General features: G+C 56.6%; 10 protein-coding genes. 5 read left to right on the forward strand and 5 right to left on the reverse strand.

The genetic code is table 11. The annotated features are described in order from the left end of the window. The first annotated feature begins 6 nt into the window (after positions 1–6). A complete protein-coding gene (locus ABID47_RS22900) occupies positions 7–411 on the forward strand; it encodes a hypothetical protein (protein WP_116233407.1) in 405 nt (134 codons plus the stop codon). Between the two features lie 168 nt (positions 412–579). Beyond that, positions 580–1632: an alpha/beta hydrolase gene (locus ABID47_RS22905; protein WP_354500163.1), complete on the forward strand. Its 1053-nt coding sequence runs from the start codon at positions 580–582 to the stop codon at positions 1630–1632. Positions 1633–1775: 143 nt separating this feature from the next. Here ABID47_RS22905 and ABID47_RS22910 read toward each other — a convergent pair whose 3' ends face one another. From ABID47_RS22910 to ABID47_RS22920, 3 genes are read right to left on the reverse strand one after another with little or no spacing between them, the layout of a single operon-like run. Continuing rightward, the gene (locus ABID47_RS22910; protein ID WP_435530659.1) at positions 1776–3623 is read right to left on the reverse strand and encodes an ABC transporter ATP-binding protein; all 1848 of its coding nucleotides are present in this window, start codon (positions 3621–3623) and stop codon (positions 1776–1778) included. Beyond that, positions 3607–5352: an ABC transporter ATP-binding protein gene (locus ABID47_RS22915; RefSeq protein WP_354500165.1), complete on the reverse strand. Its 1746-nt coding sequence runs from the start codon at positions 5350–5352 to the stop codon at positions 3607–3609. The genes ABID47_RS22910 and ABID47_RS22915 overlap by 17 nt, the downstream gene beginning before the upstream one ends. Before the next feature lie 10 nt (positions 5353–5362). Continuing rightward, positions 5363–5809 carry a hypothetical protein gene (locus tag ABID47_RS22920; RefSeq protein ID WP_354500167.1) on the reverse strand — a complete coding sequence of 149 codons (447 nt, stop codon included), beginning with the start codon at positions 5807–5809 and terminating at the stop codon, positions 5363–5365. Positions 5810–6143: 334 nt separating this feature from the next. Between ABID47_RS22920 and ABID47_RS22925 the strand changes: the two genes are divergently transcribed. Beyond that, the gene (locus ABID47_RS22925) at positions 6144–7214 is read left to right on the forward strand and encodes a LacI family DNA-binding transcriptional regulator (RefSeq protein WP_251678319.1); all 1071 of its coding nucleotides are present in this window, start codon (positions 6144–6146) and stop codon (positions 7212–7214) included. Between the two features lie 184 nt (positions 7215–7398). Here ABID47_RS22925 and ABID47_RS22930 read toward each other — a convergent pair whose 3' ends face one another. Both ABID47_RS22930 and ABID47_RS22935 read right to left on the reverse strand, forming a co-directional pair. Then, complete coding sequence (locus ABID47_RS22930) at positions 7399–8379, reverse strand: glycoside hydrolase family 113 (protein ID WP_354500437.1); 981 nt, start codon at positions 8377–8379, stop codon at positions 7399–7401. Positions 8380–8645: 266 nt separating this feature from the next. Next, a complete protein-coding gene (locus ABID47_RS22935; protein WP_354500169.1) occupies positions 8646–10490 on the reverse strand; it encodes an LTA synthase family protein in 1845 nt (614 codons plus the stop codon). Positions 10491–10991: 501 nt separating this feature from the next. On the opposite strand from ABID47_RS22935, the gene ABID47_RS22940 reads away from it, so the two are divergent. Then, a complete protein-coding gene (locus tag ABID47_RS22940; RefSeq protein ID WP_354500171.1) occupies positions 10992–13199 on the forward strand; it encodes a methyl-accepting chemotaxis protein in 2208 nt (735 codons plus the stop codon). A 166-nt stretch (positions 13200–13365) separates the two neighbouring features. Beyond that, the gene (locus tag ABID47_RS22945; protein WP_354500173.1) at positions 13366–15681 is read left to right on the forward strand and encodes a helicase C-terminal domain-containing protein; all 2316 of its coding nucleotides are present in this window, start codon (positions 13366–13368) and stop codon (positions 15679–15681) included. Positions 15682–15780 lie beyond the last annotated feature (99 nt).

Here is a 15780-nt window from a genome sequence, read left to right on the forward strand (position 1 = left end):
CAGGCTATGATTATCGCCTTTATCGTTTTGGCTGTCCTCGCCCTGGTTTTTCTTTTTATTTACAATGCCCGGATGTCCAAGAAAACAGCGAAAAAGCAGGCAAAGGAACCCGTCCAAGAAACGGCGGAGCCAGCTGCTCATCTTGAACCTGTGAAGGCGGAGGGACCGCCGCCGGCAACCACCGGACCGGTGACCTCTGAACCGGTAAGAAGACCCGAGCCGGTGCCGGTGACAACCCGGAGGCCGCAGGCTGCAGAGCAGCAGGGCGACCGGGCTTACCGCGATGCTCTCCGGCAGTTCGCCGGAGGCACGCCGGCCAAGGAGGAGGAGCCGCCGGCGCCAAAGCCGGACTACAGTACGGACAACGCCTACCGGGAAGCGCTGCGGTCGATGGCGAAGAACAAAAAGTAGCACGATCCTGCAGCACAGCGAACAGCCGCTTTCGGTGATGGACCGAAGGGGCTGTTTTTGCGTGACCGAAAGGAACGGACGCAGAACCGCCATTGTATGCCGTGCTGCGGAATGTTATTTTATACATATCCAATATTCGCCTAAGACCGGGAGGGAAAGATCACCATCATGTTCACCGCCGTATGGGTCGCCATCATTTGCCTGGCCGTGATCGTTTTGCTGCTGGCCGCGGCAAGTGCTTATTTTTATAATGTGGGCATCAAACGCAGCACGAAGGAGTTTTTGGAAGCCGATCCGGCGCTGGTCAAAGAAGAGCACCCCTGGGAGCTTGAGGAGGAGTGGCTCCACAGCCAGCCTGTTGAAACGTTGGAGCTGACGTCCTCGGACGGAATTGCCCTCAAAGGATATTTCATCCCCGCAGCCACGCCTGCCCGCCAAACTGCCATCGTCGTGCACGGCTATTCCAGCCAGGGCCGGGAAATGGGGGCTTTTGCTAAGCTGTACCATGAGATGGGCATGAACGTGCTGATGCCGGATAACCGGGGGCACGGCCAAAGCGGAGGGAATTACATCGGGTTTGGCTGGCCGGACCGCAGAGATATTATGCGGTGGATCGGCACGGTCATTGACCGCAGCGGACCCGGGGCGGAAATCATACTGCACGGCGTATCCATGGGCGGAGCGACGGTGCTGATGGTAAGCGGGGAGGAGCTCCCCGGGCAGGTGAAGTGCATCGTATCGGACTGTGCCTACACGTCAGTGCGTGACATTTTGACCCATCAGCTCAAGCAGATGTATAAGCTCCCGCCATTTCCGTTGCTGCCGGCAACCAGCCTGATGTGCAAGCTGCGGGCAGGATACTCCTTCGGAGAAGCCTCAGCGTTGAAGCAGGTCGCCCGGACGAAGCTCCCGATTCTGTTTATTCACGGGGACCGCGATACCTTTGTTCCATACGTGATGCTGCACCGTCTTGTGGATGCCGCGGCAGGAGATAAGGAAGTCTATGCAGGGGGCTTCGCATGCGAACGCTTATTTTGTGGACAAAAAAGAGTACGAACGCAGGATACGCCAATTTATTGGGCGTTATATCCGGTTAGGAGAGGGGACGGAAAAGGAGATGATTCCCGAACCGGAGCCGCAGGCTGTTTTGACGCCCGTGCAGGGTTAAATCCTGACCTGACAACATCGTTCATTCGAAAAAAACTCCGGAAGCGCCTGTGAAGGCATCCGGAGTTTTATTTAAGAGATCAGAAAGTATAAATTTCGGAGCTTCTGCTTCCTGATCTCGCAAGAAAAACTTCCTTTAGACGCGGTCTGTCTTCTTTGAAGGTACGTCGGTAGACGTTTTTCTTATACCCACTAAGTTATATCGCCCGCTGAAACTGGCTGGTATACAAGTCATAATAAAAACCTTTGGCTTCCAGCAGTTGATGGTGGTTCCCCTGTTCGGCAATGCGTCCGCCGTGGATGAACAGAATCCGGTCCGCATCCTGAATCGTGCTCAGCCGGTGAGCGATGACAAAGCTGGTCCGTCCCTTCATGAGCGTCTGCATCGCTTCCTGGACATGCATTTCGGTCCGGGTATCGACGCTGCTGGTGGCTTCGTCCAGTATGAGGATGGCCGGATCGGCGAGGATCGCCCGGGCGATGGTCAGCAGCTGGCGCTGGCCGTGGCTGAGATTGCTGCCCTCGGCGGCCAGGATCGTGTCATACCCGTCCGGCAGACGGGATATAAAGCGGTCGGCATTCGCCAGCCTGGCGGCATGTTCTACTTCGGCATCGGTCGCATCTAGCCGTCCGAACCGGATGTTTTCGCGGATGCTGCCGGAAAAAACGTAGGCGTCCTGGAGGACGATCCCCACCTTGCTCCGCAGGCTGTCTTTATCCATATCGCGGATGCTCACCCCGTCGATGCAAATGTCGCCTTGGTCGATCTCGTAGAACCGGGTCAGCAGGTTGATGATCGTCGTTTTGCCTGCGCCTGTCGGGCCGACGAGGGCGATCATCTGGCCGGGCTCGGCGGTAAAGGATACGTCCTGCAGCACCGGCGTTCCCGGTTTATAGCTGAAAGTTACATTCCGGAACTCGACGCTGCCCTTCACCTCTCCAAGCTCCGCGACGGCCCGCTTGTGGTCTTCGGCATACTCGGTGTCGAGGTCGAAAATCTCAAATACGCGCTCGGCACCCGCAATAGCGGACTGCATCAGGTTGAACTGGTTGGCCAGTTCGGTGATCGGCCGGCCAAACTGCTTGGAATAGTTCAGAAAGCTGACGACGATGCCGACGGAGGTGTGCCCTTTTAACACCATCCAGCCGCCGGCCGCCGCGATCAGGGCGAAGCTGAGGTTGTTCACCATGTTCATGACCGGCCCGACCATGCCGGAGGCGATCTGCGCGCGGATGCCGACCTGATTCAGCTTGTGGTTGATCTTCTGGAACTGCTCGACCGCGACAGGCTCCCGCCGGAACAGCTTGACGATTTTCTGCCCGCTGACGGTCTCCTCGATAAAGCCGTTGAGCTCGCCGAGATGCTGCTGCTGGGCTTTGAACAGCTTTCGGGTCAGCCGCGTGATTTGGCTGGTGGCCACGAGCACGAGCGGAATGCTGATGAGGCTGACGAGCGTAAGGGGCAGGTTGAGCCTCAGCATGATGACCAGCGATCCGGCCAGCGTAATGATGCTGTTCAAGAGCTGCGTTACGCTCTGGTTCAGCGTGTTCGACACGTTCTCGATGTCATTGGTCGTGCGGCTCATCAGCTCTCCGGTCGGATGGGTATCGAAAAAGCGCAGCGGCAGCTGCTGGTATTTATCGAACAGATCCTGGCGGAGGGCTAAGACGGTGCGTTGGGAAACGGCCGTCATGACGTACACCTGAATCCAGGAAACGACGCTGCCCAGTGCATAGATGGCGATCATCAGCAGGCAGAGCGACCAGAAGCCGTCATGCTCTTTCGGCATAATGAAGCGGTCGATCGCTTTGCCGAGCAGGAAAGGGCCGATCAGGGAAATGACCGCGCTGAGAATGGTCGTAATGTATACGATGACCAACCCGAACCGCTGGCGGCTCAGATAGGCCCACAGTCTTCTGAGGGTAGCGCCAGCCTGCTTGGGCTTGGCTTTCTGCATGACCATGTTTCGGCCGGGTCCATGGCCCATCATGGGAGGGCCTCCGCGGCCGGCTTCAGCGCCGGCCGGTTTAGTTGGCTGCGGCATGCGTATCTTCCTCCTTCCGCTGCGAACGGTAAATATCCTGATAGATCGCGCTGGTCCGCAGCAGTTCTTCGTGGGTCCCACGGGCGGCAATGGAGCCGTTCTCCAGCACCAGAATCTGGTCGGCCTCCATGACCGAACTGATCCGCTGCGCGATGATGATGTTGGTGCTGCGGTTCATCAGCTCCTTCAGCGCCGCCTGAATACGCGACTCCGTGCCGACGTCGACTGCGCTCGTGCTGTCGTCCAGGATGAGAATCCGCGGCTTAACGAGCAGCGCGCGGGCGATCGACAGCCGCTGCTTCTGCCCGCCGGACAGGTTGACGCCTTTTTGCCCGATCACGGTATCATAGCCGTCCGGCATCTGCATGATAAAATCGTGGGCCTGGGCGGCCTTGGCCGCCGCGGTCACTTCCTCCAGCGGAGCACCGGGCCGGCCGTACCGGATGTTATCCAGCACCGTGCCGCTGAACAGCACGGACTGCTGCAGCGTCATGCCCACCATCCCGCGCAGGATGTCCAGCGGGATGTCGCGGACATCCGTGCCGCCGATGAGCACGCGGCCGCCAGTGGCGTCATAGAGCCGCGGGATCAGGTGAACGAGCGAGGATTTGCCGGATCCGGTAACGCCGAGAATGGCGGTCGTCTGCCCCGGTTTGGCTGTAAAGCTGATCCCGCTGAGCACCGGATCGGCATGCGGATACTCCCCGTAACCGAAGGATACATTCTCGAAGACCACGTCCGCGGCCGCCGGTTCCTTGGCCTGGGCGCCGGTGGGATCGACAATGTCCGGCTGCGCGTCAAACACTTCCTGGACCCGAGCCGTGGAGACTCTGGCCCGGGAGATGAAGGTCAGCATGTTGCTTACCATCAGCATGGCGAACAGGAGCTGGGTCACGTAATTGATATAAGCGATCAAATCGCCGGCGGGAAGGGATCCGCCGCGGGTAAGGGCGCCCCCGTACCAGAGCACCGCCACGATGCTCAAATTCAGGATCAGCGTCATGACCGGCATGTTCAGCCCCAAGAGCCGGTTGGCCGAGATGGCCTCCTTCGTGTATTCGCCGTTGGCGCCGGCAAAGCGCTTGCGTTCATAGCCTGCGCGGACGAAGGCCTTGACGACCCGAATGCCGGCGAGGTTCTCCTGCAGGACGCCGTTTACCTGGTCAAGCTTCGACTGAACCCGGCCGAACAGCGGAAAAGACTTCCGGATCAGCAGCACCAGAAAGACGACCAGAACAGGGATCGATACCGCCAGGACCAGCGTCAGCCGGGGGCTGATCCAGAGGGCCATGATGAGGCTGCCGAGGAACAGCAGCGGGGAGCGAATGCTCCGCAGGATCATCTGGACCACTGTCTGCAGCTGAACGACGTCGTTTGTCAGCCGGGTGATGAGCGATCCGGTCTTCAGCTCGTCCAGATTGCGGAAGGAAAAGGTTTGTATTTTCCGGAACAGATGGTCCCGGAGATCGGTGCCGAAATGCTGGGAGGCATAAGTTGAAAAGATGGTGCATCCCACGCCGCCAAGCAGGCCGACTAAGGCAACCCCGATCATCAGAAGACCCGTTCGCTCAATGTACGCAAGGTCGCCGGGGACAACTCCTTTATTAACGATGTTCGCCATCAGCGCCGGCTGCAGCAGGTCCATGGATACCTCAAGCAGCATCAGCAGCGGAGCCAGCAGAGCCGACACCTTATATGGGCGAAGGTAGGATATCATCAGTTTCCACATGGGCGGGACCTCACTTGGTATCAGAATCGGCTGCCTGCGCCTGGCCTCCCGGCGAAGAACCCGGGGCTCCGCCATCCCCCGTTTCGCGCAGCTCGAACGTATGGATGTACTCCTGGATCATCTGGTCAACGGCTTTCAGCTCACCGGTAATGACCTGCTGGATCGGCTGGAACTCGGGCTGGCTCAGCTGCTGCATCAGCGTGCTGCGCATGACCTGCATACGCTCCAGAAACATCAGCACGCGGCCGCGCCGAAACGTCTGGGCACTCTGAAAGCTCCGGCCGCCCTCATTGTCGCCGTGATGCTCCCTTTTGCCGCGCCGGCCGTGGTCATGGTGCCCGTGTCCGCGGCCCCCGCCGCGCCGATCGCCCCGCTCCCAGCGGCCGCCCTCAAGTATCCGGGGATCAGCAGCTAATTCCGGCTGCCGGCCTGCCTCGTTGTTCATATCTTCTTTCATTGACGTCACTCCTTAGAATTAATGAATGTGTATACGTGTAATGCTGTTTGTATACAAATGTATACGATTGTGTAATGAGAGTCAATTGTTTTTACCCTAAATCTGGAAAAGTCCAGCTTTCACTGTTCTTCGTTATCGTCTCTATATAATGCCAGCGTCCATTTTGTTATAATGTTGTTGATTCTGCAGACTAACAAACATGGTTCCAGAAACGGCTGTATCCGGACCCGTAGTATCACTGGCGTCTAAACCGCCTTGGAAGCAGCAGGCCCGATGCAGCCCTTTACGATATTTGTAACATGAATGACAGTTTATTTGAGGTGAAATAGAGACGATGGCCAAAAAGATTACGATGCAGCAAATCGCCGACCATCTGGGCGTATCGAAGTTCGTTGTATCCAAGGCACTATCCGGTAAGGGCGGAGTCAATGAAATGACCCGGGAACGGGTGATCCAGGCGGCTTCCCAGCTCGGGTATTTTTCGCAAAAGAAAGCCTATATGAGAAGCCCCCGCACGGAACCCAACACGCTTAAGCGCAGCGGTGCCAAGCATTCCGTGATCGTGCTGATGCCCAATATCCGTTTTCAGAACAGGGAATCGCTGTATTGGGGCAAGATTATGGAGGGAATTTCGATTAGCCTCGAGGAACGGGGACTGGGCATGGTGATCATCTCTGAGCAGAACGTGGACAACTTTGTCAGTCTCCTGAATCCGGAAGGGATTCTCGGACTCATTGGGGTCGGGGAAATTTCCACGCCGCTGCTGCTGGAGGTGCACCGGATGGGGCTGCCGATCGTGCTGGTCGACATGGAGGATCCGCTCATTCCGTCCGACACGGTCTTTGCGAACAATATGGATGTGATGGCCCGGCTGACGACCCACCTGATCGGCACCGGCCATCAGCGGCTGCAGTTCATCGGAAACGACCGGTATTCGCGCAGCTTCCGGGACCGCTCCATCGGCTACCGGACGGCGCTGGATGAGCAGGGGCTGCCGAGCCAGGAAGGGCTGGTCATTCCGCTTCCCGATTTGGAGAACGGCAGCTTCGAGCCCGAGATCCGGTCGTGGATCTCGCGGAGAATCAAATCCAAATCGCTGCCGACCGCACTGGTCTGCGCCAACGATGCGATTGCGCTGACGGCCCGGGATATCCTGATCGAGCTTGGCGTGCGGGTTCCGGAGGAGGTGTCGGTCTCCGGATTCGACAATATCGCCGATGCGGCCAAGGGCAGTCCGTCCCTGACCACCGTCCATGTTCCGAAGGAGGCGATGGGCCGCCGGGCTGTCGAGAAGCTGCTCGAACGAATGGACAAGGCGGATACGCCTCTGGAAAAAATCCTGCTCGCCGGCGATATCGTCTACCGCGATTCCACGGCGCCGGCGCCGGATGGCTCCGGGAGCTGACATCACGGCAGGTAGATACAATCTCAACCGGTCATAACAAAAAGCATCCCGCCCAACAGGCAGGATGCTTTTTATCGATAAAGGAAGTTTCGATGTTTCCGGAGAGTGCACAGGGTTGCCGTATGTGCGGGCTGAAAGAGCTGAAATCGCGAAGCTCTGTCTTTCTGTGCGCCCTTTAGATCGCTTACGACTGGGCAGTCAGTCCACCGAGCTCGCGGATTTGTGCCGTGTAATGATCGCGGATGAGGCTCTCCGCCTTTTTTGCATAAGGGCAGTAATCATCATTCCCGGCGGCATCCTCTGGTGCATACAGTGCTGCCGGCCAGTCCCACAGCATAAATCCTCCCACCCATGAACGGCTGGCGCAGGCTTCAAACATCCGCTCATAATAAGCGGCTTGTTCGTCCTCGTTTGGATCTCCGGGCAGTCCCCAGTCGTTTGGAATCCGGCTCGAACCGGTCCGGCTGGGACATCCCGCCTCCATAAAGAAGAAGGGCTTGCCGTGCCGGCGGACGACCGGCTCAATGCGGTCCAGCTGCTCTTCCCAGCTGTCGATCGGATAATAGCCGCTGGATGAAATGACATCCACTGCATCCCACCAAGCCACCTGACCTTCCTGATATTTGTCGCAGTTATAGGTAATGATGCCGGAGTATACTTGCCGAACCTGGCGGATGAGCTCGCGCCATTCCCGTTCCCTGCGGTCGGTCTGCACCATCTCGCACCCGATGCACAGCATTTCGCAGCCGGTTTCCTCGGCCATAGCCGCATAGTGCAGCATAAACCGGGTATAAGAGTCAAACCACTCGGACCATTTCGGTTCACAAGGCACGTCAATATCGAAAAAGTTGATATGAGCCCGCCAAGTTCCGTCGGCGCAATTGACGACCGGTTTCAGGCAGACGCGCAAGCCGAGACGCTTGGCGGAGGTAATCGCATGGCGAACCTCTTCATCCGTTACGGTCGGTTCTTCCGCAAAATGGATTTCCGTCGAATGAGCCGTATCCTGCAGGGCCGCAAAGGTGACGGCCGTCCAGTTCACGCCGAGGCGTTTTACCATTTCCTCCATCGAATGTCCGGCCTCAGGGGTGTCCCATGTGCCCCGGATGCCGGTCCATCCCCAGGTCATGCCGCCGATATATCCTTCCAGCAAGTTATTGCGCATTAAATTCACCGTGTGCACCTCTTCTTATGTTGTTTTGTTAGCATATTTCGTAATTAATTATGATAACTTTATATACTTGTTATAAACAAAATAAGCTATAAGATCAAGTGTGTGGCTGAGAAAATATGATAATTATAGGTATTTTGCTCGTGTTGGTGTGGAGATAGGGTGCATGAAAAGTAGATAACATATTGATAACAATGGTAAAAAACAAAAGCCCTGCCCGTAATAGTACAGGCAAGGCTTGATATGCATGAGGCTATTCTCTATTTAAGCGGCTGCTGATTCACGTAGCTGTCGGACAGGTTCAGGAGCTTAAGTGCCCGGTTATATTCGTCTTCCGTAGTGCCGCCGTCCACCGAGGTCCGGCCGCTCAGCGGGTACTGCGCTCCATCCTCGTATCCGGCTCCCGACACGAAGAGCGCATTGTCGGTCAGGAAGGAACCGGTCGGCAAATAATAACGCTCCGGAATCAGATTATAGCTCTGATTTAAGAGATCCTGTCCGAAATGAATATGGTCTTTGACGGAAACGCCCGTCAGATTGGCGACCGTCGGCAGGATGTCGACCTGTCCGCCCACGGTGTTATTCACTTCCGGATGTTTGATCGAGCCGCCCGCCAGAATCAGCGGGATGTTAATCATATCCGAATAGGAATATTCATGTCCGTAAATTTCCTTCATCAATTCTTTATCATCACGATCCAGGGAGTACAGCGGCAGTCCCATGTGATCCCCGTAGATGACGATGAGGCTGTCGTCCCAGAGACCGTTAGTCTTCAATTCATCGATAAACTGGCCCAGCGCATAATCCGCATAATTCTGGGCGCGGATATAATCCCCGACGAACGTACCCTCGTACCGCTCAGGGAGCTGCATGTGGTATTTTCTCTCCGGAATCGTAAACGGATGATGCGCCGACATCGAGATGACCTGGGCATAGAACGGTTTGTCTTCCTGGTCCATTTCTTTCATTTTCGCGGCAGTCTTCTTATACAGCACTTCATCCGATGGGCCGAAGAAGAAGGAGTCTTCGTCACCGAAGAAGGACTTGTCGTAATAATGCTGGAAGCCAAGGGACGAATACAGCTCCCCGCGGTTCCAGAACTCTACGTCGTTCGTATGGAAGGTCGCGGTCGCGTAACCGTTGCTCTCCATCAGCCTCGGCAGGCTCGGCAGCTTCTTGTCGACATAGTTCTGCGTGGCTGCCCCGCTCGGCGGAACGTAGAACGAGGTGTTCACGACGAATTCGGCATCCGATGTATTGCCTTGGCCGACCATTTGGTTGAAGTTCGGGAAGTAGTACTGCTCTTTGGCCAGCTTGTTCATATTAGGCGTAATTTCCTGGCCGTCGATCTTCAGGTTGATCAGGAAATTCTGAAACGATTCCAGCTGGATAATGATCACGTTCTTGTCTTTGGCATCCCCGAAATGCTGCGGCTGATCGGTCTTCTTAATGCCTTTGAGCTCATCGATCGAAGCCTGGGTAATGCTGTTCAGCGGAACGATGTCCTCTTTCTTCTTGGAGAAAATCGTATACGCTTCATAATTCAAAATGCCCATTTGCTGGGCTTTTTTGATCTCGTTCATGCTGGCCCGGTTCGGGACGATATTAAACAGGCAGATCACGAGGGACAGGATGAACAGCACGGTAACGACGCTCCGGCGGGCCCGGCGGCTGGTCTGATCCTTCCATTGCCGCGCTTTACGGCCGCGCACCATGATGATAAAGATCACGACGATGTCGGCGTAGATCAGCAAATAGTAAGGGTCCATCAGCGAAAAGACACTGTTGCGGACGGCCGTAACCTGGTTGACCTGCTCCAGGGCATGATAAGTCGCGATGACGCCATAGTATTTGAAGTACATAATGACGGCGAAAAAGATCGTGGTCAGCAGCAGGTTGGCGATGACATAAGCGCCGAATTTCCGCTTGCCGGCAAACCACTCAATCAGACAGAACACGAGCCAAATAAACGGAATTTCGGTAATGATGGGCTTCCAGGGCATCAGGTCATTAAACGTAACGGCCCATGCCAAATACCCCTTTAAAAGTAAAAGAATGGTGAATAAGACAAACGGTTTTCGCAGAAATCCACGAAGTGAAGACACGTTACCAACTTCCTTCCTTTTAATGACGGGCTGACTGGCTGATCTAAGCCGGGCAGCTGAGTATATCGCGCGAAAAGCTGGATGATTGCGCATAAAATTGAATATCCTGCGGTTGCTTGAGCCCTTTTGTCGCATAGAATCGAGGGCAATAGGTTTATTATGCCTTTGGCTCAGAAAGATGTCAAAAGGCGAATCCTTGTCATTTCTAGTTATCATTTACCATATTGGGAAGTAAATGAACCGCTTCCGCCGCTCCTCTGAACCATTCTTTGAAAACGTCCGGATTTCCGATCCGCCGGATGAAGGCGGGCTGAGCCGTAACGCCACGACACCCCGCTAATCACTGCGGAACACTGCTTATTTCCCACCGGTCAATAACCCCCTAAAAACTGTAAAATATTGTGTTGAACCGGGCCTGCATTTTAGGTAAAATGTGCGAAAACCATTATGTGTTAAATAAGTTAACACATAATGTAATGTTCAATGAAGGGGTTGAGGGGGATGTTTGACTGGCTTGGCTTTAAAACAGGTTTGCCGCTCTGGTGGTCGTACCGGTTAAACCGTCATTTGAAAGAGGATATCGAAAACATTTTTGAGGGAATCGCCCAGAATCGTATACAAATATTAGAGAGCTGGGTTACGGAGTATTGGTCTCATTTGGAGCGTTTGAGCATACAGCTTGGCCCGAACTTCGGCCATATCGTCCAGGATCCTGCCGGGCCTGCTGCATTGGAGCCGCTGTTTGCTTCCTATATGAAGAGAGGTGCCGATTTTTCGGAGATTTTCCTGATTCGTGACGACATGAAGGTGGTATACTCCACCCATCCGTCCCGCATTGGGGCAAGCTGCAGCCGGGAGGGCCTGATCGAGCCGGGGCTGAAGTATACGCTGCAGGGGAGTCCTTGCCTGTTCGGTCCTTATTCCGACCCGGCCACATTAGAGGTCGGCCCGAGCACTTCGGCGTTTCACGACGCGATGACGCTGATGTTTATTTTGCCGGTCATGATTGACGGTGAGTGGAAAGGGGCACTGTGCGGCCGGGTTCCAAACGATGTCCTGGGCGACTTGATCCAACGGGAGCAGGGGCATGTATATCCCGATTCAGGCGATAACTACATTTTCATGGCCAAGCCGGGACTGAACAAGAACATTGCGCCCGGAACGGCGCTGTCGCGGAGCCGCTTCGAGGACTTTACCTTTACGCACGGCGATAACCTGAAAGAAGGGGTGAGGACCGACTACGGGACGGTTCAGGTAAAGAACCATACCGAGCTGGAACTGGTGTTCAAGGACCCGGCCACAGGAGAACTGCATCCAGGGGTGGCGAACACGATAAAGAACGGAAGCAATCTGTTTGTAGAGTTTCCGGGATATTCGGACTACCGGCACATTCCGGTGATCGGTAAAGGGGTTACTTTTCAGCTTCCGCATTGCCCGGACGTATGGGGGATGATGTGCGAAGGGGATTTGGAGGAAGTGTACCGCTTCCGGAGCTTCGGTTGGAAGATGAAGAAAATGCATCTGATGACATGCCTGGCGGGCGTGGTGCTGAACGGTCTTCTATTCGGCCTGCTGGCCTGGAGTCTGCCTCCGGTCACGGGGCTGATCGCGGTTCTGGCGGCAAACCTGCTGTTCGGCTGGATCGCGGTCTCGGTTCTTGAACGCAGGGGGACGCGGCGGACGGCGGAGCATTTTCGCAGCCTGAGCCGGTTCATCCGAATCAATGCCGAAGGCAAAGGGGATTTGACCCAGCGGCTGGACCTGCGCGAATTTGCGGATGACGAGGCCAAGGAGCTCGGCAAATGGGTAAACAGCATGATCGATGCCCTGGAGGGCATCATGCTGCAGGTTAAGCAGGCGGCGCAGGACGTTCAGGACAGCCAGCATGTGCAGCATGCAACGGCCCAGTCGACCGCCAACTCGACGGAGCGGGTGAGCGGGAAGGTTCACAGCATGATCCGCGGCATCCGCGGCCAGTTGAAGGATATTGACGTGGCCAAGGACGTGTCGGTGGAGATGAGCGTTAGTCTGCGGGAAATCGAGGAGGCGGCCGCTCAGCAAATTGCGGTGGCGCAAAGCGAAGTGCAGCATATCGGCGACAAGATGAAGCAAATCCAGGACAAGGTGGAGGAGAGCCACCGGACTATTCGGACGTTTATGGAAACGACGCGGGATATTGCCGGCCTGCTGACGGCCATCGAGAACATTTCCAAGCAGACCAATCTGTTATCGCTGAACGCGTCGATCGAAGCGGCGAGGGCTGGCGAGCATGGTCAAGGCTTCTCGGTAGTGGCGGGGGAAATCCGCAAGCTGGCCGAGCTTACCCGGCATTCCACCGAGCAGATCCAGCGGACGCTGCGGCAGATCGGCGGGCAGGTGGAACTGGCCTTTGCCTCCATGGACGAAGGCAGTCGGGCGGTGGAGGAGGGCACGAAAATCGTCGCTTCGGCCTCTGAAATGCTGGGACAGGCTGGCAATCAGGACAGCCTCAAGACCAAGATGGTCGGTGAAGTGGTAGGCATCATGGAAAAGGTAGCCGCCGTCAGCATCGAAAACCGCAGCATATCGGCAGAGGTGGAAGGCACCCTGCAGGAGCTGCAGGAGGACATGCAGCATGTTCGGGGCACATCGGAAAGTGTGGAGTCCATCACCGGATCGCTGCTTCAGCTTGTCAACCAGTTCCGCTTGACCGAGACGCGGAGAAGATAGCGGGAAGACGGTGGCGTCGCATAACCTGCTGCTGCCGGATAAGTTCATTAGACAAAGCTCGTGCCCCTTTATCAGGGCGGCGCGGGCTTTTTTTAGTGGATAGCGAATTGGGACTGCCTGCTCCAGTTATGGTATGATGGAAAAAACAAGGGGAACGGGTGATCCTATGTCTGAAGAGAACCGGGAGCGGGCGGAGGTTCGGATATCGGTCCGGCCGCTGGTGGAATATGCTTTCTCAAACGGGGATATCGATTCCGGATTCCGGTCGGCCACCGCCATGGTCGAAGGCACACGAATCCACCAGCAGGTGCAGAAAACTTACGGGGAAGGCGACCAGAAGGAAGTGTTCCTGAAGCGGGAAATCCCGTTCGGAGACCTGACTTATGTCATCGAAGGAAGATGCGATGGCCTGATCCAAACGGATGACGGCTGGATGATCGATGAGATCAAATCGACCGCTGCGAGCCTGGATGCGATGGAGAGGGACGGAAAGCCCGTTCACTGGGCACAGGCCCAAGTCTACGCTTATATTTATGCCATGGACCACGGCCTGGACCGGATGACGGTGCAGCTTACCTACGTCGAGACGCATACCGGCACGGAGCGCCGTTTCCGGCGGGTGATGACGCTGGCGGAGCTCGAGGCCTTTGTGATGGGGGTGCTCGAGGTCTACACTCCGTATGCCGCGCTCCGGCTGAAAAATGCGCATCTCCGGGACGAGAGCATCCGCGCGCTGCCGTTCCCGTTCGACACTTACCGGGAAGGACAGCGCAAGCTGGCGGGAGCGGTCTATCAGGCGGTGAAGGAGAAGCGGAAGCTGTTTGCCAAGGCCCCGACGGGGATCGGCAAGACGATGTCCACGCTGTTCCCGTCCGTGAAGGCGATCGGGGAGGGGCTGCTTGGGCAGATCTTTTATTTGACGGCCAAGACGATCACCCGAACGGCCGCTGAGCAGGCCTTCGCCCTGATGCAGGCCAAAGGGCTGTGGATGCAGACGGTGACGATTACGGCCAAGGACAAAGTCTGCTTTCAGGAGGAGACGGTCTGCCGGAAGGACGCCTGCCCGTTTGCGGACGGCTACTATGACCGGGTTAACGGGGCGATTCTGGACATGCTGTCCCAGGAAACGGTGATGGACCGCGCCGTCATTGAGCGTTACGCGCGCAAGCATCAGGTATGTCCCTTTGAGTTTTCGCTGGACGCGGCTTACGCAGCGGATGCGGTCATTTGCGACTATAATTACATCTTTGATCCGCGGGTTTCGTTCAAACGGCTGCCCGAGGAGCAGAAGAGGCAGACGGTGCTGCTCGTGGACGAAGCCCATAACCTCGTTGATCGGGGCCGGGACATGTTCTCGGCTGAGATCGGCAAGTCGGCATTTCTTGAGCTGAAGCGCGGATACAAGGGCGTGGATGCCGGGGTTCAGAAGGCGGCGGATGCGGTCAATAAATTTTTTATCGAACTGAAAAAAGAAATGGGCGAAGCCCGCCAGAAGCAGTGGCAGGAACAGCCTCGCGAGCTCGGTGAGCGGCTGGAGCTGTTCATCGCCGAAGCCGAGCGGGAGCTGCTGGCTCCCAAAGGCGAACCCGGGCTGCAGGAGCAGCTGCTGGATGCCTATTTTGCGTCGCAGCATTATATCCGGATCGCCAAGCTGTATGACGAACGCTTTCTGACGTATGCCGAGATTCACGGCGGCGACTGCGTGTTGAAGCTGTTCTGCATGGATCCGTCCTACCTGCTCGCCCAGGCGGGAAAAGGCTTCCGCTCGACCGTGTTCTTCTCGGCCACTCTGTCTCCGCTGTCCTACTATAGGGACATGCTGGGCGCCGGCGAGGAGGACTACAGCTTGTCTGTGCCGTCGCCGTTCAGCCGGGAGCAGCTGGATGTGCGCATCGAGCCGCTGTCCACCAGGTACCGGGACCGGGACGACACCCGGGACGCGCTGGTGAAGCTGCTGCATGGCCTCATATCGGAGCGCAAAGCGAATTACATGGTCTTTTTCCCGTCGTACCAATATATGCGTATGGTGGTCGAGCCTTTTGCGGAGCTGCATCCGGAGGTTGGCATCATCGTGCAGGATACCGGAATGGCCGAGGAGGAGCGGGAGCGGTTCCTCGCGGCGTTCCAGGCGGACAATGCGGATACACTCGTCGGCTTCGCCGTACTTGGGGGCATTTTCTCCGAAGGCATCGACCTGCAGGGGGATCGGCTGGGAGGCGTCGTCGTGGTCGGCGTGGGCCTGCCGCAGCTCGGTTTTGAACGGAACCTGATTCGGGATTACTTTAATGAAAACGGGAAAAGCGGGTATGATTACGCCTACGTGTTCCCGGGGATGAACAAGGTGTTGCAGGCCGGAGGGCGGCTGATCCGATCCGAGCAGGATACGGGCGTGCTGGTGCTGGTCGACGACCGTTTTCTCCAGCGGCACTATCAGGGACTGCTCCCGGATGAGTGGAAGGGATTCACCGTCGGGAGGCCTTAGGCGGGCGAGACACGGCACAGCGAAGTGGTCCGCCGGGCGGCTTGGTCTTGACGGGATTTGGTTCCGCAAACGGGATGGATACGGGGGCGTGCGATACGT

The organism is Paenibacillus favisporus (assembly GCF_040545415.1).
Classification (GTDB): domain Bacteria; phylum Bacillota; class Bacilli; order Paenibacillales; family Paenibacillaceae; genus Paenibacillus_AQ; species Paenibacillus_AQ favisporus.